Annotated in this window: 20 protein-coding genes; 3 read left to right on the forward strand and 17 right to left on the reverse strand. The window is 62.0% G+C overall.

Annotated features, from left to right (window positions below; all coding sequences use genetic code 11):
• Position 1: 1 nt before the first annotated feature.
• From AB4Z25_RS27395 to urtE, 10 genes are all read right to left on the reverse strand, one after another.
• Positions 2-565 carry an urease accessory protein UreE gene (locus AB4Z25_RS27395; protein ID WP_112538930.1) on the reverse strand — a complete coding sequence of 188 codons (564 nt, stop codon included), beginning with the start codon at positions 563-565 and terminating at the stop codon, positions 2-4.
• A gap of 81 nt (positions 566-646) precedes the next feature.
• Positions 647-1,516, reverse strand: a complete 870-nt coding sequence (locus tag AB4Z25_RS27400; protein ID WP_112538929.1) for a GGDEF domain-containing protein — start codon at positions 1,514-1,516, stop codon at positions 647-649.
• A gap of 314 nt (positions 1,517-1,830) precedes the next feature.
• Entirely contained in the window at positions 1,831-3,540 is a 1,710-nt protein-coding gene (gene ureC / locus AB4Z25_RS27405) for an urease subunit alpha (RefSeq protein ID WP_112538928.1), read from the reverse strand.
• Between the two features lie 3 nt (positions 3,541-3,543).
• The gene (locus AB4Z25_RS27410) at positions 3,544-4,167 is read right to left on the reverse strand and encodes a Urease operon accessory protein (protein ID WP_112538989.1); all 624 of its coding nucleotides are present in this window, start codon (positions 4,165-4,167) and stop codon (positions 3,544-3,546) included.
• Positions 4,168-4,183: 16 nt separating this feature from the next.
• Entirely contained in the window at positions 4,184-4,600 is a 417-nt protein-coding gene (locus AB4Z25_RS27415) for a lysozyme inhibitor LprI family protein (RefSeq protein ID WP_112390427.1), read from the reverse strand.
• 33 nt (positions 4,601-4,633) lie between these two features.
• Entirely contained in the window at positions 4,634-4,939 is a 306-nt protein-coding gene (locus AB4Z25_RS27420; protein WP_112390426.1) for an urease subunit beta, read from the reverse strand.
• A gap of 10 nt (positions 4,940-4,949) precedes the next feature.
• Positions 4,950-5,204 carry a DUF1272 domain-containing protein gene (locus AB4Z25_RS27425; RefSeq protein ID WP_112538927.1) on the reverse strand — a complete coding sequence of 85 codons (255 nt, stop codon included), beginning with the start codon at positions 5,202-5,204 and terminating at the stop codon, positions 4,950-4,952.
• 10 nt (positions 5,205-5,214) lie between these two features.
• Positions 5,215-5,517: an urease subunit gamma gene (locus tag AB4Z25_RS27430; protein WP_112538926.1), complete on the reverse strand. Its 303-nt coding sequence runs from the start codon at positions 5,515-5,517 to the stop codon at positions 5,215-5,217.
• 21 nt (positions 5,518-5,538) lie between these two features.
• Positions 5,539-6,360 (reverse strand): urease accessory protein UreD, encoded by an 822-nt coding sequence (locus AB4Z25_RS27435; RefSeq protein ID WP_112538925.1) that lies wholly within the window; start codon positions 6,358-6,360, stop codon positions 5,539-5,541.
• Between the two features lie 159 nt (positions 6,361-6,519).
• On the reverse strand, positions 6,520-7,215 hold the full coding sequence (gene urtE, locus AB4Z25_RS27440; protein WP_112390422.1) for an urea ABC transporter ATP-binding subunit UrtE: 696 nt from the start codon (positions 7,213-7,215) through the stop codon (positions 6,520-6,522).
• 122 nt (positions 7,216-7,337) lie between these two features.
• Between urtE and AB4Z25_RS27445 the strand changes: the two genes are divergently transcribed.
• On the forward strand, positions 7,338-7,622 hold the full coding sequence (locus tag AB4Z25_RS27445) for a GIY-YIG nuclease family protein (RefSeq protein ID WP_112538924.1): 285 nt from the start codon (positions 7,338-7,340) through the stop codon (positions 7,620-7,622).
• Between the two features lie 209 nt (positions 7,623-7,831).
• Here the strand turns inward: AB4Z25_RS27445 and urtD are convergent, their stop codons facing one another.
• The 4 genes from urtD to urtA all read right to left on the reverse strand — a co-directional run bounded on the left by urtD (position 7,832) and on the right by urtA (position 12,781).
• Entirely contained in the window at positions 7,832-8,587 is a 756-nt protein-coding gene (gene urtD, locus AB4Z25_RS27450) for an urea ABC transporter ATP-binding protein UrtD (protein WP_112538923.1), read from the reverse strand.
• A 6-nt stretch (positions 8,588-8,593) separates the two neighbouring features.
• The gene (gene urtC, locus AB4Z25_RS27455; protein WP_112538922.1) at positions 8,594-9,754 is read right to left on the reverse strand and encodes an urea ABC transporter permease subunit UrtC; all 1,161 of its coding nucleotides are present in this window, start codon (positions 9,752-9,754) and stop codon (positions 8,594-8,596) included.
• Positions 9,751-11,370 (reverse strand): urea ABC transporter permease subunit UrtB, encoded by a 1,620-nt coding sequence (gene urtB, locus AB4Z25_RS27460; RefSeq protein ID WP_112538921.1) that lies wholly within the window; start codon positions 11,368-11,370, stop codon positions 9,751-9,753. Before urtB ends, urtC begins: the two co-directional genes overlap by 4 nt.
• A 118-nt stretch (positions 11,371-11,488) precedes the next feature.
• The gene (gene urtA, locus AB4Z25_RS27465; protein WP_112538920.1) at positions 11,489-12,781 is read right to left on the reverse strand and encodes an urea ABC transporter substrate-binding protein; all 1,293 of its coding nucleotides are present in this window, start codon (positions 12,779-12,781) and stop codon (positions 11,489-11,491) included.
• Positions 12,782-12,997: 216 nt separating this feature from the next.
• Here urtA and AB4Z25_RS27470 point away from each other — a divergent pair, with 216 nt between their 5' ends.
• Both AB4Z25_RS27470 and AB4Z25_RS27475 read left to right on the forward strand, forming a co-directional pair.
• The gene (locus AB4Z25_RS27470) at positions 12,998-16,384 is read left to right on the forward strand and encodes a hybrid sensor histidine kinase/response regulator (protein WP_442210240.1); all 3,387 of its coding nucleotides are present in this window, start codon (positions 12,998-13,000) and stop codon (positions 16,382-16,384) included.
• Positions 16,377-17,294: a response regulator transcription factor gene (locus AB4Z25_RS27475; protein ID WP_112538918.1), complete on the forward strand. Its 918-nt coding sequence runs from the start codon at positions 16,377-16,379 to the stop codon at positions 17,292-17,294. The genes AB4Z25_RS27470 and AB4Z25_RS27475 overlap by 8 nt, the downstream gene beginning before the upstream one ends.
• A gap of 249 nt (positions 17,295-17,543) precedes the next feature.
• On the opposite strand, the gene AB4Z25_RS27480 is transcribed toward AB4Z25_RS27475, so the two are convergent.
• The 3 genes from AB4Z25_RS27480 to AB4Z25_RS27490 all read right to left on the reverse strand — a co-directional run bounded on the left by AB4Z25_RS27480 (position 17,544) and on the right by AB4Z25_RS27490 (position 20,374).
• The gene (locus tag AB4Z25_RS27480) at positions 17,544-18,512 is read right to left on the reverse strand and encodes a 2-hydroxyacid dehydrogenase (protein WP_112538916.1); all 969 of its coding nucleotides are present in this window, start codon (positions 18,510-18,512) and stop codon (positions 17,544-17,546) included.
• Positions 18,513-18,666: 154 nt separating this feature from the next.
• Entirely contained in the window at positions 18,667-19,791 is a 1,125-nt protein-coding gene (locus tag AB4Z25_RS27485) for a branched-chain amino acid ABC transporter substrate-binding protein (RefSeq protein ID WP_112538915.1), read from the reverse strand.
• Between the two features lie 229 nt (positions 19,792-20,020).
• Positions 20,021-20,374 (reverse strand): DUF6867 family protein, encoded by a 354-nt coding sequence (locus AB4Z25_RS27490; RefSeq protein WP_112390414.1) that lies wholly within the window; start codon positions 20,372-20,374, stop codon positions 20,021-20,023.
• Positions 20,375-20,395: the final 21 nt, after the last annotated feature.

The following is a 20,395-nucleotide window of genomic DNA, read 5'->3' on the forward strand; positions in this document are numbered from 1 at the left end:
CTCAGTCGTGAGAGTGATGGTGTCCGTCACCATGCTTGTGGTCGTGATCATGATGGTCATGATCGTGGCCATGCTTATGGTCATGGTCGTGACCATGATGATCGCCGTGATCGTGGCCATGGTGATCGTGCCCATGGCTGTGATAGGCGCCGCGGGCAGGCTGGAAGGGCTCGGTGACTTCGAGAACCAGCGCGCCAAGACCCTGCAGCATGGTGCGGATCACGTGGTCGCGGAGGATCAGGATGCGGTCTTCCTCGATCTGCGCGGCCAGATGCCGGTTACCGAGATGCCAGGCAAGCTCGATCAGGTGGACGCCGTTCTTGCCGCGGATTTCGAACAGCTTCTCATCCGCCGCCAGGATTTCGATCAGCTCGCCGTCGTCGCGCACCAGAAGGTCGCCATTGGCGAACAGCACCGGATCCTTGAGGTCGAGCATAACCATGCCGCCGCTTTCCAGATGCAGCAGCTTGCGGCGGAGATGGCGCAGATCATGCGGCAGCTTCACCTGCTCGATCGGGTGAGAGGACGGTGTACCGGCGGGAAGATAGGATGTAACGCGTTGCATGGGACTTATCCATTTTGCAGAGACCGTGACCTTGCAAAATAGCGTGCGGCGGCGCAAGCGCCAATCCCGCCCAGGGAGTGGCTAAATGCCGTAGGCGCGCTGCGCGCCGTCATAGCCGGTATCGTCGTCGCCCTGAACGGCAAGACCGTTCTCCACCAGGCGGCTGTGCCAGGCGTGGTGCAGACCTTCGCTCTCGTGGACGACACGGTTTCGCCCGAGCGCCTTGGCGAGATAGAGCGCCTTGTCCGCCGAGGCATAGACCGCCTCCTTGTTCCGTCCCGGTTCGAGATCGGCGATCCCGGCCGAGATGGTGATCGGCACGGTGCAGCCGTCGGCGGTGATCGGCTGGCAGGCGATCTGTGTCTTCACCTGCTCGACGCGCTCGAGCCGCGCCGCCAGCGGAAAGCCGGTGACGATGACGCCGAACTCCTCTCCGCCGAGGCGGGCGACCACCGAGCTGTCGTTGAAGGCCGTCGCCAGGATTGCCGAGATGGCGATGATCACGGCGTCGCCACAGGCATGGCCGAAGCGGTCGTTGATGGCCTTGAAGCGATCGACGTCGAAGATGACCAGCGACGCATCGGCTTCAACCGTTGCCAGCGCCTCGGTAAAGGCGCGGCGGTTCAGCAGGCCTGAGAGCATGTCGGTGCGGCTGAGCTTTTCGAATTCCGCCCGCGAGATCGTCAGGTGGTGCAGCGCAAAGCCGGCGATCAACGACAGGAGACCACAGGCCGCCCCGCCGAACAGCCATGAAAACACGATCCCGAGGCTCAGCGAATGGGCAAGCGACAGCGGCAGCAAATCGAAGAAGGAAAGCGGCGGCAGCACGATCAGCATGATGACGGCGGAGAGGATGATGGCGGAAAAGCTCATCTTCAGCGCGAAGCTGAAAATGGTGCCGCGGTGCTGAAAATTGCCGAGCCCCATCTGGAGCATCATCCAGTTTTTCATGCGAATCGACCTCCAGCCCCGGCACCCCATGGCATTTGATTAGAATGCATTTGCTGCCGGGTTCTTAAGCCGATCGTTAAGATTTGAGTGAGTTCGGCCGAATTAATGAAGTTGCATTTTCATGGGCAGGCTGCATCCGCCCTCAACCTGAATCAGAACTGCTGAACGCCTGATTAAACCTCTGATATCACGCGCATTTCAGTCCACACCGATGCGCTGATGAAAGCCACGTTTCGAGCACGAAGATTTCCCGGAATTTCTGCAACCGGGCAGAGAATGCCGTTAACGAAACGCTTTCGGCAGCCCTCCGTGCCTCAGAACAGGAAGTAGCGCTGTGCCATCGGGAGAACGGTCGCCGGTTCGCAGGTCAGCAACTCGCCATCGGCCCTGACTTCATAGGTCTCGGGATCGACCTCGATATGCGGCGTCAGGCTGTTGTGGATCATCGACGCCTTGGAAATTCCGCCGCGCGTGTTCTTCACGGCGACGAGACTCTTGGCAACACCGAGCCGTCCCTTGAGGCCTGCATCCAGCGACGCCTGCGACACGAAGGTGACCGACGAGGTGGTGCGTAGCTTGCCATAGGCGGCAAACATCGGCCGGTAATGCATCGGCTGCGGGGTCGGGATCGAGGCGTTCGGATCCCCCATCGGCGCCGCCGCGATCGAGCCGCCGAGCAGCACCATCTCCGGCTTGACGCCGAAGAAGGCGGGGTTCCACAAAACCAGGTCGGCGCGCTTGCCGACCTCCACCGAGCCGATCTCGTGGCTGAGGCCCTGAGCGATCGCCGGATTGATCGTGTATTTTGCGATATAGCGGCGCACACGGAAATTGTCGTTCTCGCCCTTTTCTTCCGGCAGGCGGCCACGCTGACGCTTCATCTTGTCGGCCGTCTGCCAGGTGCGGATCGCCACTTCGCCGACCCGGCCCATGGCCTGGCTGTCGGAGGAGATGATCGAGAAGGCACCGATATCATGGAGGATATCTTCCGCGGCGATCGTCTCCTTGCGGATACGGCTTTCGGCGAAGGCGATATCTTCGGGGATCGACGGCGACAGATGATGGCAGACCATCAGCATATCGAGATGCTCGGAGATCGTGTTGACCGTGTAGGGCCGCGTCGGGTTGGTGGATGACGGGATGACGTTCGACTGGCCGCAGATCTTGATGATATCGGGCGCATGGCCGCCACCGGCACCCTCGGTATGGAAGGCATGGATGGTGCGGCCCTTGAGCGCCCCGATCGTGTCTTCCACGAAGCCGCTCTCGTTCAGCGTATCTGTGTGGATCATCACCTGGATGTCATATTCGTCGGCCACCGAAAGGCAGCAGTCGATCGCCGCCGGCGTCGTACCCCAATCCTCATGCAGCTTCAGCGACGAGGCCCCTGCCAGCACCATTTCTTCGAGTGCAGCAGGAAGAGACGCGTTGCCCTTCCCCGCCAGCGCCAGGTTCATCGGAAATCCGTCGAAGCTCTCGATCATCCGCTCGATATGCCAGGCGCCGGTGCAGGTCGTTGCAAGCGTGCCATGCGCCGGGCCGGAGCCGCCGCCCAGCATGCATGTGATGCCGGACATCAGCGCTTCCTCGATCTGCTGCGGGCAGATATAATGGATATGCGCATCCATGCCCCCGGCCGTGACGATCTTGCCCTCGCCGGCAATAGCCTCCGTCGATGGGCCGACGATGATGTTGACGCCCGGCTGCGTATCCGGATTACCGGCCTTGCCGATCGCCACGATGCGCCCGTCCTTCAGCCCGATATCGGCTTTCACGATCCCCGTGTGATCGATGATCACCGCATTGGTAATCACGGTATCGACCGCGCCCTGCGCCCGCGTCGCCTGGCTCTGCCCCATGCCGTCGCGGATCACCTTGCCGCCGCCGAACTTCACTTCCTCGCCATAGGTCGTGAAGTCCTTTTCGATCTCGATGAACAGCTCGGTATCAGCCAGCCGGACCTTATCGCCGACGGTCGGTCCGAACATGCTGGCATAGGCGGCGCGGGAGATCTTGTGGGGCATATGTCAGGCTCCTTGGGAGGAAGAATGAGGTGGTTCGGCGGCGTATCGTTTCAGCCGCCCGGCAGCGATATATCCATCGACAAGCTGCCGCTCGGCAGCAAATGGGTGGCCGTCCCAGCCTGCATGACCGAACCCCGCAAGCCCGATACCGGCGCCGGGGAACCGGCGGAAGGCTTGAGCTATCGCGATCAAGCCGGTGCTCGGCACGACATAAGGCTCGGGGCTGAAGGCGGCGAGCGCTTCGTCCACCGCCTCATGAATCACTTTCTCAACGACCACATGCCGTTTGCCAGCTTCCTTGCAGAAGGCCTTGAACTGACTCGTGTAATCGTCGCAGAAGTCGTCGAGCTCGGGACGAGAGATAGCGAGCGGCGCCCGCATCTCCGCAAACTTTTCCGGGTCGCGCACGCACCAAATCTCGGACGCTTCGATCACGCCGGCTAGTGTCCGCCAGCCGGTGTCGCCGGTCATCGCCTTGCCCGGACGGCCGGTATTGCAGACGGCGACGGCATCGGTACGGCCGGGGCTTGCAGCATAGGAGCGGCACTCGTTGAAGCGGACGACGAAATCGGCCGCAGCGATCGCCGCGCGCCCTTCGTCTCCCACCTCTCCGTTGCCGACGATCATGATCTTCTGTCCCACGTCAGTTGCCGCCTAATGCGTCGGCAAGCGCCTTCAGTTCCTTGGTCCTGGTGTCGCTGAGATTGGCGAGGCACCCAGCCACCAGCATCGGCTCCATCGTTCCGCCGCGGGCCTGAAAGCCTTCGGCCTCGCATTGCGCGTCGCGATAGGAGATCCAGGCGCGCTGCGCTGTGAGCAGCGCCTTCTCGGCGCCGCGATCGTTCTCGTCCAGATCCTCGTCGGTCGCAGCCGCCGCAGTGCGCGTTTCCTTCCACTGGGCATTCAGCGCCTTGTCCGCCTCGCCATAGCGATCCTGTTCGCAGCTCGTCATCTCCGCCTGCGTCTCAGGGTTCTTGCAGTCGGTCTCCTCCTGCGCGAATGCGCCCGAAGCCATTATTACGCCGCCCGCCAATGCAAGCAGGCCAATCACCAAACGCATCATTTCCTCCCGTCTTCTGTTATTTTTCGTGCTTCAAAGCTTGCCCATGACGAGCTGGCGGAAGCCATAGACTTCGCGTTTGCCCGCGAGCGGGATCAGCGTCACCTCGCGCGTCTGGCCCGGCTCGAAACGGACAGCGGTGCCGGCGGGAATGTCCAGCCGCATGCCGTGCGCCTTCTCGCGTTCGAAGGAAAGACCGGCATTGGTTTCGGCAAAATGATAATGGCTGCCAACCTGCACCGGGCGATCGCCGGTGTTCGACACCACAATCGTCAGGGTCGGTGCGCCGGCATTGAGTTCGATGTCGCCGCTTGCGGCAATGATTTCGCCTGGGATCATGTCTTTCTCCTCACGCAGCCTTCTGGGGCGCGCAGCCTTCGGCCTTCAATACACGTTTGGTCGACGCCGGATTGTTGTCGAGCTTCCCGGCCGGGCGGACCGGGCGGCGCGTAAATTCGCCGCCGCAGTTCGGGCATTTGCCGCCGAGCACGTCTTCGGCGCAAGCAGCGCAGAAGGTGCATTCGAAGCTGCAGATCATCGCCTCACGGCTTTCGGGCGGCAGGTTCTTGTCGCAGCATTCGCAGTTCGGACGCAGTTCCAGCATCGCGGCCTCCTTAGCGGATCGGTTCGTGGACGGTGACGAGCTTGGTACCGTCAGGAAATGTCGCCTCGACCTGCACGTCATGGATCATCTCGGCGATGCCTTCCATCACCTGGTCGCGGCCGACGACATGGGCGCCGGCCTCCATCAGCTCGGCGACGGATCGCCCGTCACGCGCGCCTTCGACCACGAAATCGGTGATCAACGCGATCGCTTCCGGATGGTTGAGCTTGACGCCGCGCTCCAATCGACGGCGCGCCACCATTGCCGCCATGGAGATCAACAGCTTGTCTTTTTCTCTCGGAGTGAGGTTCATCGTTCATCCATTCCAGCTGAATTACAGGTTCCAGACTTTCGGCACCGGCGCGCCGTTGCGCAAGGCGGATATGACCGGAATCAGGATTTTTCTAAGCGCAAAACCATCCGTTGCCGCGACCCGCACGACAAGCTTTCCATTCCACGAACTGACGCCCGCCATATGCCCTTCGAGCAGCGGCCGCACCTTGGCGAGATAGCTGTCGGCCAGCGGACCGGCATAGAGCATCGTCGCAAACGCCACCTGCCCGCCGAGAACCGGCTGCAGCGCTGTCAGCGCGCCGACCGCGCCATCGAGCCGGAGTTCTTCGGCATGAATAAGCTTTCCGGCGCGGCGGATGCGCCAGCGGTCGCGAAAGAGACCCGTGACCATCGCTTCGCCCATCGCCTTGCGGCCAAGCAGGATGGCCTCGACGGCCAGAAACTCGGCGGTCTCGTCGAGATCGACGTCGAGGCGGCGAAACAGCGAGGCGCGGTCGAAGAGAATGGTTTCCTGCGGCAGCCAGTCGACCCGCGATCCGGCACCGGCGCTGATCGTGGTCGTGACTTCGGCAGTGCCCGCCGATGCCTTGTAGATCTTCTCGCAGGCCTGCGTGGTGACGTCGATGCGCGTGCCGGGACCGGCAACGACGCTCCAGTTCATCCGGTCGCCGCCCGTCAAGCCGCCGGCGGTGTTGATGATGACGGCTTCCATCGAGGCATCGAAGGTGTCAGGCAGGCGGATCTTGGCGGCACCTTCCTGATAGAGCTCGCGAAGCCGCGTGCGCCCATCCAGCGCCTTGGCGGCCAGATGCCCGCATCCCTCGGCTCTTTGCGGTCTGGTACTTGCCGCAGCGATTGTCATTCCATCCCCTTGAACATCCGCCGTTCATCCGGCTGTTCTCATTCAATGCGCTAAACAAGTGAAAGCAAGCAATTCCCGTGCCGCCCGCGATCGCCTTCGCCGCAAAGCCGGACGGCTCGACCAGAAAAGCAGACTGCCGAAGAAAGCGGCAATTGCCGCTCAGACGGTCAGGTGGCGGCGGGCCTCAGGCGTATCCAGCGTTTCCGCCAGCCCTTCATGCACGATCTCGCCGCGGTCCATGATGTAGACGTAATCGGCAAGCTCGCGGCAGAAATCGAGATATTGCTCGACCAGCAGGATCGCCATGCCGGTGGAATCCCGGAGGTAGCGGATCGCCCGGCCGATATCCTTGATGATCGACGGCTGGATGCCTTCGGTCGGCTCGTCGAGCACCAGGATCTTCGGCCGCGTCACCATGGCCCGGCCGATCGCCAGCTGCTGCTGCTGCCCGCCGGAAAGATCGCCGCCGCGACGGGACAACATCGACTTCAACACCGGGAAGAGGCTGAAGATATCATCGGGGATGTTGCGGTCGCGGCGGCCAAGCGGAGCAAAGCCGGTCTCGAGGTTTTCCTTCACCGTCAACAGCGGGAAGATTTCCCGCCCCTGCGGCACGTAACCGATGCCCTGTTTGGCTCGGGCAAAGGGCGGCAGGCCGTTGAGCGCGGTATCGTTGAAGGTGACGCTTCCGGCCGAGAGTGGATGCTGGCCGGTGACGGCGCGCAGCAGCGAGCTCTTGCCCACGCCGTTGCGGCCGAGCACGCAGGTGATCTTGCCCATCTCGGCCTTGATCGAGATGCCGCGCAGGGCTTGTGCCGCGCCGTAGTGGAGGTTTGCGTTTTCGACTGTCAGCATGATGCCACTTCCATAGATTTGTAAGGCTTTACTCGCTCGATGCGTGCTGTGAAGCTGCCCATCGAACAACCCCTTCGGTCATCCTCGGGCTTGACCCGAGGATCCATCATTCGGCGATTGTCATGAGCGGCTACGTCTACATCATGGCCAGCAGGAAGAACGGCACACTCTATATCGGCGTGACGTCCGATCTCGAACGGCGCGTCTACGAACATAGGAAAGGCCTGACCAAAGGCTTTACCAGCCAATATGGATGCACTCGTCTGGTCTGGTACGAAGAACACCTCTCCATCAGCACGGCGATCCAACGGGAGAAGTCGCTGAAGCGATGGTATCGCGCCTGGAAAATCACCCTCATAGAGCAGCTCAATCCCGGCTGGCGCGACCTCTATGAAGAATTCGGGTGAGACGGTGGATCCTCGGGTCAAGCCCGAGGATGACGGAGGAAAGGTTTTGCCAAGGCAATCCGACGGAAACACCGCGCGCATGCGATGGTCGCTTTCGTCTGCGACGCCCACATCCCTCTCGTCATCCTCGGGCTTGACCCGAGGATCCAGGCGCCGTTGCTGCAGAGCAGAGGGGGATATCACGCCCACGACGTTCACGACGACCATCCTCACCGCCCCAGATAATTCTCGATCACCTTCGGATCGGAACTGACAAAATCGATCGACCCCTCGGCCAGCACCGAGCCCTCGGCCAGACACGTCACCTTGACCCCGAGATCGCGAATAAAGCCCATGTCATGCTCCACAACGACAACCGAACGGGTCTTGGCGATTTCCTTCAGCAGGATCGCCGTCTCAGCCGTCTCGGCATCGGTCATCCCGGCCACCGGCTCGTCGACAAGCAGCAGCTTGGGCTCCTGCGCCAGCAGCATGCCGATCTCCAGCCACTGTTTCTGGCCATGCGAAAGATTGGCGGCGAACTCGTCGCGGCGATGCGTCAGGCGCACCGTTTCGAGGATCTCCTCGATGCGTGCCTTGTTCTCGCCAGAGAGACGGTAGAACAGCGTCGGGAACACCCCGCGCTTGCGGTTGAGCGCCAGCTCCAGATTGTCCCAGACCGTATGGCTTTCGAACACCGTCGGCTTCTGGAACTTGCGGCCGATGCCGAGCTGGGCGATGTCGGCTTCGTCGAGTTTCGTCAGGTCCGTCTGGCCGTTGAAGAACACCTCCCCTTCGTCGGGCCGGGTCTTGCCGGTGATGATGTCCATCATCGTCGTCTTGCCGGCGCCGTTCGGGCCGATGATGGCGCGAAGCTCACCGGGCTCGATGACGATCGACAGCGAGTTCAGCGCCTTAAAGCCGTCGAACGAAACCGAGACGCCGTTCAGGTAAAGCACGCTGTTAGGTTTGATATCGGGGATCATGCGCGCCTACTCCGCTGCCTGGATTTTTGCATCGACGCCGTCCTCGAGCGACGGAGGCGTGGCTTCCGTCCGCGGCTTGCGCTTGCCGATATACTGCGCGGCCGTGCCGACAATGCCCTTCGGCAGGAACAGCGTGACGGCAACGAAGAGGCCGCCGAGCGCAAACAGCCAGAACTCGGGGAAGAGACCGGTGAAGATGGTCTTGCCGCCATTGACGAGGATGGCGCCGATAATCGGGCCGATCAGCGTCGCCCGGCCGCCGACCGCCGTCCAGATGACAACTTCGATCGAGTTGGCAGGGGCAAATTCGCCCGGATTGATGATGCCCACCTGCGGCACGTAGAGAGCGCCGGCGATGCCCGCCATCATCGCCGAGACGACGAAGGTGAACAGCTTGAAATGCTCGACGCGGTAGCCGAGGAAGCGCGTGCGGCTTTCGGCATCACGCACGCCGACCAGCACCTTGCCGAACTTCGAGCGGACGATCGCCGAGGCAATCATCAGCGACAGCGCCAGGAAGATCGCCGTGGCAGCAAAGAGCGAGGCGCGGGTGCCGTCGGCCTGGACGTTGTAGCCGATGATTTCCTTGAAGTCGGTCATGCCGTTATTGCCGCCGAAGCCCATGTCGTTGCGGAAGAAGGCCAAGAGCAGCGCGTAAGTCATCGCCTGGGTGATGATCGAGAGGTAGACGCCGTTGACGCGCGAGCGGAAGGCGAACCAGCCGAAGATGAAGGCCAGCAGCCCGGGCACGGCGACGACCATGATCGCCGCGAACCAGAAGTGATCGAAGCCGTACCAGAACCAGGGCAGTTCCTTCCAGTTCAGGAACACCATGAAGTCGGGCAGGATCGGATCGCCATAGACGCCGCGCGAGCCGATCTGGCGCATCAGATACATGCCCATCGCATAGCCGCCGAGCGCGAAGAAGGCGCCGTGGCCGAGCGAGAGGATGCCGCAGAAGCCCCAGACGAGATCGAGCGCCAGCGCCAGCAGCGCATAGGTCAGATACTTGCCGAACAGCGCCATGATATAGGTCGGGACATGCAGCGGATTGTCCGGGCCGGTGAGCAGGTTGAGCACCGGAACGAGGATCGCGACCAGAAGCAGAATGGCGATGGCTATCGAGATCTTGCGATCGAGAGACCGAAAAAGGAAAGCCGTAATCATGCTTCCACCGCCCTTCCTTTGAGTGCGAAGAGCCCGCGGGGACGCTTCTGGATGAAGAGAATGATGAGGACGAGCACCAGGATCTTGCCGAGCACCGCGCCGGCGAAGGGTTCCAGGAATTTGTTGACTACGCCGAGCGACAAGGCGCCGACCAGCGTGCCCCAGAGATTGCCGACGCCGCCGAAGACCACGACCATGAAACTGTCGATGATGTAGCTCTGTCCGAGGTTCGGCGAGACGTTGTCGATCTGGCTGAGCGCCACGCCGGCAATCCCGGCAATGCCGGACCCGAGCCCGAAGGTGAAGGCATCGACCCAGCCGGTACGGATGCCCATCGACGACGCCATGCGGCGGTTCTGGGTGACGGCGCGCATCTGTAGCCCGAAAGCCGAGCGCTTCAGGAGCATCAGCAGCGTCACGAACACCGCCATCGAGAAGACGATGATCCACATGCGGTTCCAGGTGATCGACAAACCGCCGAATTCGAAGGCGCCGGACATCCAGCTCGGATTGCGCACCTCACGGTTTGTCGGACCGAAGATCGAGCGCACCGCCTGCTGCAGGATGAGCGACACGCCCCAGGTGGCGAGCAGTGTTTCCAGCGGGCGGCCATAGAGATAGCGGATGACGACCCGCTCGATGACGAGGCCGACGAAGCCGGTGGAAAGGAAGGCTGCAGGCACGGAGAAGGCCAGCGAATAGGTCGCCATGCCCGGGAAATTCGAGGTAATGTACTCCTGCACCACATAGGTCGTGTAGGCGCCGATCATCACCATCTCACCATGCGCCATGTTGATGACGCCCATGACGCCGAAGGTGATGGCAAGGCCGATGGCGGCGAGCAGCAGCACCGAGCCGAGCGACAGGCCGTACCAGACGTTCTGGACCACATCCCAGACAGCCAGGCTGCGCTTGATGCCGTCGATATCCGACTGGATCGCCGGTTTCAGGTCGTCAGGCGCGGTTTCCATCGCCGCCGTCAGGATCGTCATGGCGTTGCGGTCGCCGCGGGCGGCGATCGTGTCGATGGCGGCCTTCTTGTCCTCGGCGCTGACGTCGCTCTTCAGCATCATCACCGCGCGGGCGGCTTCCATCGTGTTCTTGACCTCGCCGTCCTTCTCAGTAGCAAGCGCTGAATTCAAGAGATCGAGATTGGAGGGGTCGGCGTCCTTGAGCAGCCCCTGAGCGGCGGCGAGCCGCGCGGAACGATCCGGGCTCAGCAGCGTCAGCGTGCTCATGCTGGTGGCGATGATACCGCGCAGCGAATTGTTGATCTTGACCTTGGACATGTAGTCCGGATCGATATCGGCGACGGCTTCGCCGCTGATCGGATCGGAGAATGTCGGCTCGTCATCCGTGCCGCCCTGCAGCAGGACCGGGCCGCCCTCTTCCGAATTCACATAAAGTTGGCCATCGCTGAGCTGCTGCAGGATCTGGCCGACATGCGAATCCTTGGAAGCGACGAACGCCTTGATGGCCGCCTCGCGGGCATCGAAATCACCGGCGCCGAGCGCATTGACGAGGGCGTGGATATCTTCCTGCGCCTTCGGTGCCGAGGAGAAGACCGGCAGGGCGAGGAGGAGTGTGAAAAGAACGATCTTGATGGCGCGATACATCGGCTTTCTCGCCTGGATTATCGTTGGCCTCTGGGGCACCAACCGTTTGGGACGGAGCTTCCGCCCGGAACATGGGGGTCCGGACGGAAGGCATCAGGCAGGTATCGGATCGGCTAACTCAAGACCCCTTGCCGCCGCACTTGCCGGTCGCAACGTTGAAGTTGCCGCAGTTCATCGGCTTGCGCCAATCGGAGATCAGGTCCTTGGAGTCAGGCAGGTAATCGGACCATTCGTCGCCGACGACCGCAGGTGTCTGCTTGACGATTTCGAACTGGCCGTCGCCCTGGATTTCGCCGATGAGAACAGGCTTGGTGATGTGGTGGTTCGGCATCACGGTGGCATAGCCACCCGAGAGGTTCGGAACGGAGACGCCGATGATGGTGTCGAGAACCTTGTCGGTGTCGGTGGTGCCGGCAGCCTCGACAGCCTTAACCCAGGCGTTGAAGCCGATATAGGCCGCTTCCATCGGGTCGTTGGTCACGCGCTTGTCGTTCTTGGTGTAGGCGTGCCATTCCTTGATGAACTTCTTGTTGGCCGGGCTTTCGACCGACTCGAAGTAGTTCCAAGCAGCCAGGTGGCCGACGAGCGGCTTGGTGTCGAGACCGGCAAGCTCTTCTTCGCCGACCGAGAAGGCGACGACAGGAATGTCGGTTGCCTTGATGCCCTGGTTGCCGAGTTCCTTGTAGAACGGAACGTTGGCGTCACCGTTGATCGTCGAGACGACCGCGGTCTTCTTGCCGGCGGAACCGAATTCCTTGATCTTGGAAACTTCGGTCTGCCAGTCGGAGAAGCCGAACGGCGTGTAGTTGATGATGATGTCTTCCTTCGGAATGCCCTTGGATTCGAGATAGGCTTCCAGGATCTTGTTGGTCGTGCGCGGATAGACGTAGTCGGTACCTTCGAGAACGAAGCGCTTCACGCCTTCCTTCTCCATCAGGTAATCGACGGCCGGGATCGCCTGCTGGTTCGGAGCAGCACCGGTGTAGAAGATGTTGCGCGAGGATTCTTCGCCCTCGTACTGGACCGGGTAGAAGAGGATCGAGTTCAGCTCTTCGAAAACCGGCAGAACCGACTTGCGCGACGAGGACGTCCAGCAGCCGAATACGGCCGCGACCTTGTCCTTTTCGATCAGCTCGCGTGCCTTTTCGGCAAACAGCGGCCAGTCGGACGCCGGGTCGACGACGACGGCTTCGAGCTTCTTGCCGAGAAGGCCGCCCTTCTTGTTCTGCTCGTCGATGAGCATCAGCATGGCGTCCTTGAGCGTCGTCTCGGAGATGGCCATGGTGCCGGAGAGCGAGTGCAGAACGCCGACCTTGATCGTGTCGTCGGCAGCGACTGCCCCATGGAATGCGGCCGTGGCCGACATGACGGCGCCGAGCACGGCACCTGAAACATATGATCGCAGATTCATCTTGTGATCCCCTCTTCTTGTTCGACAACAGGCCGAAACCGGCGGTTAACTGTTGCTTAAGGTACTATCCGGTGCTGCACTGCGAAAACACATACGTAATATGACGTAGGCACCGGGGCTAAATCTGCACGCTTATGCTGCGCCGCACCCTTAAGCGTCGCGCCCATCCATGTTACGGAAGAATGACAAACGGAACGAAGGGACCGGCACACACGCATGGCAGCGCGGCAACGCATCATTCCGGTCAGGCGCGAATATAACCGCTGGGTCGCCAACCAGACGCTGGAAGACTACGCGCTGCGCTTCACCGCAAAGAGCGCCCGGCAGTTCTCTTCGCAACGCATCTCGCAGACGGCGATCGGCGCCATCTCCTTCCTGGCGCTGGAGGCGATCGGTGGCGCCATCACGCTGTCCTACGGCACCACCAACGCCTTCTACGCCATCATCGTCGCCTCGATCGCCATGCTCGCCATCGGCCTGCCGATCAGCCGCTATGCCATCCGCCATGGCGTCGATATCGACCTGCTGACCCGCGGCGCCAGCTTCGGCTATATCGGCTCGACGATCACCTCGCTGATCTATGCGAGCTTCACCTTCATGCTCTTCGCCATCGAGGCGTCGATCATGTCCGGGGCGCTGGAGCTGACGCTCGGCATACCGCTGTGGATCGGCTACATCATCAGCGCCGTGATGGTGATCCCGCTGGTCACCCACGGCGTCAAGCTGATCAGCCGCTTCCAGCTGATGACCCAGCCCTTCTGGATTGTGCTGAACATCCTGCCCTTCATCTTCATCGCCTTTCTCGACTGGGAGAAATTCGATGTCTGGCGGGCCTTCGCCGGCATCCGCCATGCCTCGGGACCGCCGGGCACTATCGCCGATTTCAACCTCGTCGAGTTCGGCGCCGCCTCGGCGGTCATCCTGGCGCTGATGTCGCAGATCGGCGAACAGGCCGACTTCCTGCGCTTCCTGCCACCAGATGGTCAACGCAAGTGGCGCCATCGCCTCGCCGTCTTCCTCGCCGGTCCCGGCTGGGTGATCATCGGCGCGCCGAAGCTGCTGGCCGGCTCCTTCCTCGTCGTCCTGACCTTCACGGCGGGCGTCCCCGTCGACCGCGCCGCCGATCCGGCGCAGATGTATCTCACCGCCTTCGGCTACATGATCCCCTGGCACAATGCCGCTCTTCTGCTGATGGCCGCCTTCGTCGTCGTCTCGCAGCTGAAGATCAACGTGATGAACGCCTATGCCGGCTCGCTCGCCTGGTCGAACTTCTTCTCGCGCCTGACGCACAGTCATCCTGGCCGCGTCATCTGGCTGATCTTCAACGTCGCCATCGCCCTGCTGCTGATGGAGCTCGGCATCTACAAGCTGCTGGAAGAAACGCTCGGCATCTTCTCGATCATCGCCATGGCCTGGCTCTGCACCATCTCGGCCGATCTCTTCATCAACAAGCCCCTCGGCCTTGCTCCTCCCGGCATCGAGTTCAAGCGCGCCCATCTCTACGACATCAACCCTGTCGGCCTCGGCGCCATGACGCTGTCGGCGACCGTGGCACTCATCGCCCATTTCGGCGCTTTCGGCCCGATCGCAGCCTCGCTGGCGCCCTATATCACGCTTGTCATCTCGCTTATCGCCTCGCCGCTGATCGCCTGGGGCACAAAGGGCAAATACTACCTGGCCCGCAAGCCGCGCCACAGCTGGAAGAACCTGACCAGCATCACCTGCTCCGTCTGCGAACACCCCTTCGAGCCCGAGGACATGGCCTGGTGCCCGGCCTATGCCGCGCCGATCTGCTCGCTCTGCTGTTCGCTCGACAGCCGCTGCCACGACATGTGCAAACCGAATGCACGGCTGAACGCACAGATCGGCACCGTCGCCAAGGCGCTGCTGCCCGAAACGGTGATCGAAAAGCTCACCACCCGCCTGGGACGCTACGGCATCGCCGTCGTGCTGGCACTGACCGCCGTCGGCGCAATCCTGGCGATGATCGCCCATCAGGTGGCCTCAGCCTCGCCGGAGACCGCCGAGGTCGTCAACCGCACGATCCTGATCGTCTTCTTCGTCTTCGCCGTCATCGCCGGCGTCGTCTGCTGGTTCTATGTGCTCGCCCATGACAGCCGCGTCGTCGCCGAGGAAGAATCCTCGCGCCAAAACACGCTGCTGCTCAAGGAAATCGCCGCCCACAAGAAGACCGACGCAGCCCTGCAGAATGCCAAGGAAACCGCCGAAGCCGCCAACCGCGCCAAGAGCCGCTATGTCGTCGGCCTCAGCCACGAGCTGCGGACGCCGCTGAATGCCGTGCTCGGTTACGCCCAGATCCTCGAGCGCGACGAAACCATCCCGGCGCCGCGTCAATCCTCGATCAAGGTGATCCGCCGCTCGGCCGAGCATCTCTCCGGCCTGATCGACGGCCTGCTGGATATCTCCAAGATCGAGGCCGGGCGCCTGCAGGTCTATTCCAACGAGATCAACATCCAGGATTTCCTCGACCAGATCGTCAACATGTTCCGCCCGCAGGCCCAGGCGAAGGGTCTCACCTTCCATCACTATCGCTCGCCCTCGCTGCCGCAATTCGTGCGCACCGACGAGAAGCGACTGCGCCAGATCCTCGTCAACCTGCTGTCGAACGCCATCAAGTTCACCGACGAGGGCACGGTAACCTTCGACATCGGCTATCGCAGCCAGGTCGCGACCTTCACGGTTTCCGATACCGGCCGGGGCATTGCGGAAAACGACTTGAGCCGCATCTACGAACCGTTCCAACGCGGCGAAGCCGAAAGCATCCGGCCGATGCCGGGGCTCGGCCTCGGGCTGACCATCACCCGGCTCCTGACCAACACGCTCGGCGGCGAGATCTCGGTCGAGAGCGAGAAGGACAAGGGCTCGACCTTCCGCGTCCGTCTGATGCTCTCGGCCGTCACCCGCGAAATCCTCGCCCCGCCGCAGGAAAAGAAGATCGTCAGTTATGACGGCCCGCGCCGCACCATCGTCGTCGTCGACGACAACGAGGATCACCGCGAGATGATGCGGGAAATCCTGGCGCCGCTCGATTTCGTCGTGCTGACGGCAGCCAGCGGCCCGGACTGCCTGACACTGATCGAGGGCATCAAGCCCGACCTCTTCCTCGTCGACATCTCCATGCCCGGCATGAGCGGCTGGCAGCTTGCGTCGCGCCTGCGCGAAAGCGGCCAGACGTCACCGATCCTGATGCTCTCGGCCAATATCGGCGATGCCGCGGCGACAGCCGAAAGCGACGACAGCCATAACGACGCGATCGGCAAGCCCGTCGATATCAAGCAGCTGCGCGACAAGCTTGCTTTGCATCTCGGCCTCAAATGGACCTATGCCGACAGCGCCCCGCCGCCTGCAGTGCCCGCCAGGTCGCCGCTCGTCAGCCCGGGTGCGGCCCATATCGAAGAACTGATGCGCCTTTGCGAAATCGGCTACATCAGGGGGATCGAAGCCAAGCTCAATGACCTTGCCAAGGACGAAGCAAATCAGCCATTTACCGATGAACTGCGAGCCTATGTCGGCGCCTTCGATCTCGACGGCTTCATGACCTTCCTGCACGGCTTCGACGAAAAGGTAGAGACCATTGGCTGACACGGCCCACCCCCGCGATATCGTCCTGCTCGTCGACGACTCCCCGGAAGCGCTGGGCTTCCTGACCGATGCGCTCGAACAGTCCGGCTTTTCCGTGCTGATCGCCACGTCAGGAACGGCGGCACTCAACATCGTCGAGCGCATCACCCCCGACCTCATCCTGCTCGACGCCGTCATGCCCGTCATGGATGGCTTCGAGACCTGCCGCAAATTGAAGGCCAACGCCGCCGTCGGCCAGGTGCCGGTCATCTTCATGACCGGGCTGACGGAGACCGAACACGTCGTCCATGCACTGGAATCGGGCGGCGTCGACTATCTCACCAAGCCGATCAATATCGACGAACTGCGCGCCCGCATCCGCGTCCATCTGCGCAACGCCCGCTCGGCCCAGAGCGCCCGCGTCGCCCTCGATGCCGCCGGCCGCCATCTGCTGGCGGTCAAGGGCAATGGCAACATCCACTGGTCCACCCCGCAGGCCACCCGCCTTGTCAACGCCGCCATGGGCAGCGACGACGGCATGGAGGTGGTAACGGCGCATATCGCTGCCTGGATGCAGGACCGCATGGGAAGCGGCCGCGACACAGCCTTCTCCGTCACCCACGCGGGCCAACCCGTGCTGCAGCTCGCCTTCCTCGGCACGATCGGCCCCGACGAATACCTCTTCCGCCTCACCGCCGTCAGCCAGCGCAGCGACGACGCGGTGCTACGTCAGCATTTTTCGCTGACCCAGCGGGAGTCGGAAGTGCTGCTGTGGATCGCCAAGGGCAAGGCCAACAGGGATATCGGCGAGATCCTGGGGCTATCGGCGCGCACTGTGAACAAGCATCTCGAGCAGATCTATGTGAAGCTTGGGGTGGAGAACCGGGCGTCGGCTGCGGTGAAGGCGGCGCATGTATTGCATGAGGGGTGATGTCGCATTGCGATTGGCTTGAGCCGCTGGCTTCGAGCAAGCTCGCCCCCCTCTGCCCTGCCGGGCATCTCCCCCACAGGTGGGGAGATTACAATTGGCGAGCTCCCCACATTCATTGAAGGAACGCATCCTCAGCCCGCGACACTAGATAGCTGGGCGAGCGGTTGCGCCCAGCCAATCTCCCCACCCGTGGGGGAGATGCCCGGCAGGGCAGAGGGGGCGTACTCGCTCAACCCTTAAGGAAGGATCTCACACCACCCGGTCCGCAGGCTCCCGGCCCTCGAAGAACGCCGCGACATTCTCCACCACCTTCATCCCCATCGCCGTGCGCGTCTCCTCGGTCGCACTGCCGAGATGCGGCAGCAACACCACATTCTCCATCGCCTTCAGCGCCTCCGGCACCTGCGGCTCCGCCTCGTAGACATCGAGCCCGGCCCCGCGGATCGTCCCGTCGCGCAAGGCCGCGATCAGCGCCGCCTCGTCCACCACGTCGCCGCGCGCCGTATTGATCAGAAACGCACCCTTCTTCATCGCCGCGAAGCGCGCCGCGTTCATCAAGTGCCGGTTCTCGGCTCCACCCGGGCAATGCAGCGAGACGAAGTCGGCGGCCGCAAGCACGTCCTCGACGGTGGCGAGCTGGCGGGCGCCGTATCGGGCGGCTTCGGCCTCATCGACCTTCGAGCGATTGTAGAACACCACGTCCATGCCGAAACCGAAATGGCAGCGCTGGGCGAAGGCCTTGCCGATGCGGCCGAAGCCGATGATGCCGACGGTCTTGCCGGAGACCTTGGTGCCGATCATGTGGGTCGGGCACCAGCCCTTCCATTCGTTGGCGCGCACCTGCCGGTCGCCTTCACCGCCACGGCGGGCAACATCGAGCAGCAGCAGCATGGCGATATCGGCGGTGCAGTCGGTCAGAACGCCGGGCGTATTGGTGACGGCAATGCCTTTGGCCTTGGCCGACGCGATATCGATGTGATTGTAGCCGACGCCGAAATTGCCGAGGATTTTCGTACGGATCTCGCCCTCGAAGACGGATGCCGGCAGCTTGTCGGAGACGGTCGGCAGCACCGCGTCGTAGTCGGCCAGCGCCTGGCGCAGCTGATCGGCGGTCATCGGCACGTCAGCTTCGTTGAGGGTAACCTCGAAACGTTCGGCGAGTGCCGCCTCGGCGGCAGCGGGCCAGCGGCGGGTGACGAGAATGCGCGGTCGGGACATGATGAGCTTCCGTTCTAGATCCAGGCGAGGCTCAAGACCTAGCCCATCACACCTGGATTGAAAACGTCACTCCGCCGCGAAACCGTCGCCAAAAACAAAGAAGCCCGGTCGAAACCGGGCTTCCTCTAAACGGTCGGAACCGTGCAAGCGATGCTTACTTCGCAGCCTGCGGGAAGTAGCTGTACTTGCCGTCCGGGCCCTTCTTCCATTCGTACATGATGTAACCCGGAAGCTTCGGGTCGCCCTTTTCATCGAAGGACATGTCGCCGAGAACGGTCGGGAACGGACCCTTTTCCTTCATCGCCTTTGCAACGGCTTCCGGATCGTTAGAACCAGCGGCCTTTGCAGCGCCTGCGATCGACTGCATCGCAGCGTAGGAGTAGAGGGTGTACGCTTCCGGGTTGAAGCCGGCAGCCTTGAACTTCTCGACGAGGTCCTTGTTGGCCGGGTTCAGCGTCGGATCCGGGCCGAAGGTGTTCAGCGTGCCTTCGACAGCGTCGCCAGCGATCGAGGCCAGTTCGTTCGAAACGATACCGTCACCCGATACGAGCGTTGCCTTCAGGCCCTGGTCCTTTGCCTGGCGGATGATGAGACCAGCTTCGGTGTGGAGACCACCCCAATAGATGATCGAAACGCCGGCTTCCTTCATCTTGGCGATGAGGGCCGAGAAGTCCTTGTCGCCAACGTTGATGCCTTCATAGATGGCTTCGGTGATACCAGCGGCGTTCATAGCCTTCTTGGTTTCGTCAGCGAGACCCTGGCCGTAAGGCGTCTTGTCGTGAACGACAGCGATCTTGGCGTCCTTGAAGTGGTCGGCAAGATACTTGCCGGCAATCGCGCCCTGCTGGTCGTCACGGCCGCAAGTACGGAACGTGTTCCAGAGACCACGCTCGGTGAACTGCGGGTTCGTAGCAGCCGGGGTGATTTCGAGGATACCGTTTTCAGCGTAAACTTCAGAAGCCGGGATGGAAACGCCCGAGTTGAAGTGACCGACAACGAACTTGACGCCGTCAGCAACGAACTTGTTGGCGACCGAGATGCCCTGCTTCGGGTCGGAGACGTCGTCGCCGAGCTCGACCTTGATCTGCTCGCCGTTGATGCCGCCAGCAGCGTTGATATCAGCGGCTGCCTGTTCGGCACCCTTCTGAAGCTGTGCACCGAACGCAGCGTTCGGGCCCGTCAGCGGACCACCAACACCAACAAGCAGGTCAGCCCGCGCAGCGCCGCTGAAAGCAACCATCGCGGAAAGAGCTACTGCTGACAGAAGATACTTCTTCATGTTTTTACTCCCAATTTTTGGGCGGGTTCCGGTCCTAGACCCAGCGCATTACCCACCATCGTTTGCGCCGGGAAAGCTGTTCCTCTCTGGGGGCATGAACCGGTGGCGTTGTGCCTTGCCGGCCATGAGCCATGCCCTTCGATTTCTTATCAGTGGCGGATTTCCGTTTTAAGTCCAAGACTTCCGGGTACCGCCGCTGAGGCAATTCATGCCTAGTTTCAACGGGCTGTCAATGTTTGTTCTTCCACGAGAAGGCGGAAGTTTTTTCGTACAGCCAGTAATAGTTGTTGACCATCTGATTGGTGCGGCGGAAGCGGAAGCCGGCCGTCGAGAAGACGAGCAGCAGCACGAAATCGATGATGTAGAAGAAGGCGCTCAGCATCGGGCCGTTGAACAGCGCGTGATGCAGGAACTGCATCACCCAGGCAAGCAGGAAGGTATAGGCGATCACCAGCGGGTAATCGCTCCAGCCTTCGGCCGCGGCCTTGCCGGCGCGCCACGCGGTCCAGAAACCGATGAGCATGACGAGCGCGCGGATAACCGTCCTGACGCCCATATCCGGTTCGAAGAAAAGTCCCTGCATATCAAAGTCTCCCTTCTGCCC

The organism is Rhizobium sp. RAF36, assembly GCF_052114105.1.
Classification (GTDB): Bacteria; Pseudomonadota; Alphaproteobacteria; order Rhizobiales; family Rhizobiaceae; genus Rhizobium.

Excerpts from the sequence above, each read along its gene's own strand:
- AB4Z25_RS27395 (WP_112538930.1), bottom strand. The coding sequence starts at position 565 with ATGCAACGCGTTACATCCTATCTTCCCGCCGGTACACCGTCCTCTCAC.
- AB4Z25_RS27400 (WP_112538929.1), bottom strand. The coding sequence starts at position 1,516 with ATGAAAAACTGGATGATGCTCCAGATGGGGCTCGGCAATTTTCAGCAC.
- ureC (WP_112538928.1), bottom strand. The coding sequence starts at position 3,540 with ATGCCCCACAAGATCTCCCGCGCCGCCTATGCCAGCATGTTCGGACCG.
- AB4Z25_RS27410 (WP_112538989.1), bottom strand. The coding sequence starts at position 4,167 with ATGATCGTCGGCAACGGAGAGGTGGGAGACGAAGGGCGCGCGGCGATC.
- AB4Z25_RS27415 (WP_112390427.1), bottom strand. The coding sequence starts at position 4,600 with ATGCGTTTGGTGATTGGCCTGCTTGCATTGGCGGGCGGCGTAATAATG.
- AB4Z25_RS27420 (WP_112390426.1), bottom strand. The coding sequence starts at position 4,939 with ATGATCCCAGGCGAAATCATTGCCGCAAGCGGCGACATCGAACTCAAT.
- AB4Z25_RS27425 (WP_112538927.1), bottom strand. The coding sequence starts at position 5,204 with ATGCTGGAACTGCGTCCGAACTGCGAATGCTGCGACAAGAACCTGCCG.
- AB4Z25_RS27430 (WP_112538926.1), bottom strand. The coding sequence starts at position 5,517 with ATGAACCTCACTCCGAGAGAAAAAGACAAGCTGTTGATCTCCATGGCG.
- AB4Z25_RS27435 (WP_112538925.1), bottom strand. The coding sequence starts at position 6,360 with ATGACAATCGCTGCGGCAAGTACCAGACCGCAAAGAGCCGAGGGATGC.
- urtE (WP_112390422.1), bottom strand. The coding sequence starts at position 7,215 with ATGCTGACAGTCGAAAACGCAAACCTCCACTACGGCGCGGCACAAGCC.
- AB4Z25_RS27445 (WP_112538924.1), top strand. The coding sequence starts at position 7,338 with ATGAGCGGCTACGTCTACATCATGGCCAGCAGGAAGAACGGCACACTC.
- urtD (WP_112538923.1), bottom strand. The coding sequence starts at position 8,587 with ATGATCCCCGATATCAAACCTAACAGCGTGCTTTACCTGAACGGCGTC.
- urtC (WP_112538922.1), bottom strand. The coding sequence starts at position 9,754 with ATGATTACGGCTTTCCTTTTTCGGTCTCTCGATCGCAAGATCTCGATA.
- urtB (WP_112538921.1), bottom strand. The coding sequence starts at position 11,370 with ATGTATCGCGCCATCAAGATCGTTCTTTTCACACTCCTCCTCGCCCTG.
- urtA (WP_112538920.1), bottom strand. The coding sequence starts at position 12,781 with ATGAATCTGCGATCATATGTTTCAGGTGCCGTGCTCGGCGCCGTCATG.
- AB4Z25_RS27470 (WP_442210240.1), top strand. The coding sequence starts at position 12,998 with ATGGCAGCGCGGCAACGCATCATTCCGGTCAGGCGCGAATATAACCGC.
- AB4Z25_RS27480 (WP_112538916.1), bottom strand. The coding sequence starts at position 18,512 with ATGTCCCGACCGCGCATTCTCGTCACCCGCCGCTGGCCCGCTGCCGCC.
- AB4Z25_RS27485 (WP_112538915.1), bottom strand. The coding sequence starts at position 19,791 with ATGAAGAAGTATCTTCTGTCAGCAGTAGCTCTTTCCGCGATGGTTGCT.
- AB4Z25_RS27490 (WP_112390414.1), bottom strand. The coding sequence starts at position 20,374 with ATGCAGGGACTTTTCTTCGAACCGGATATGGGCGTCAGGACGGTTATC.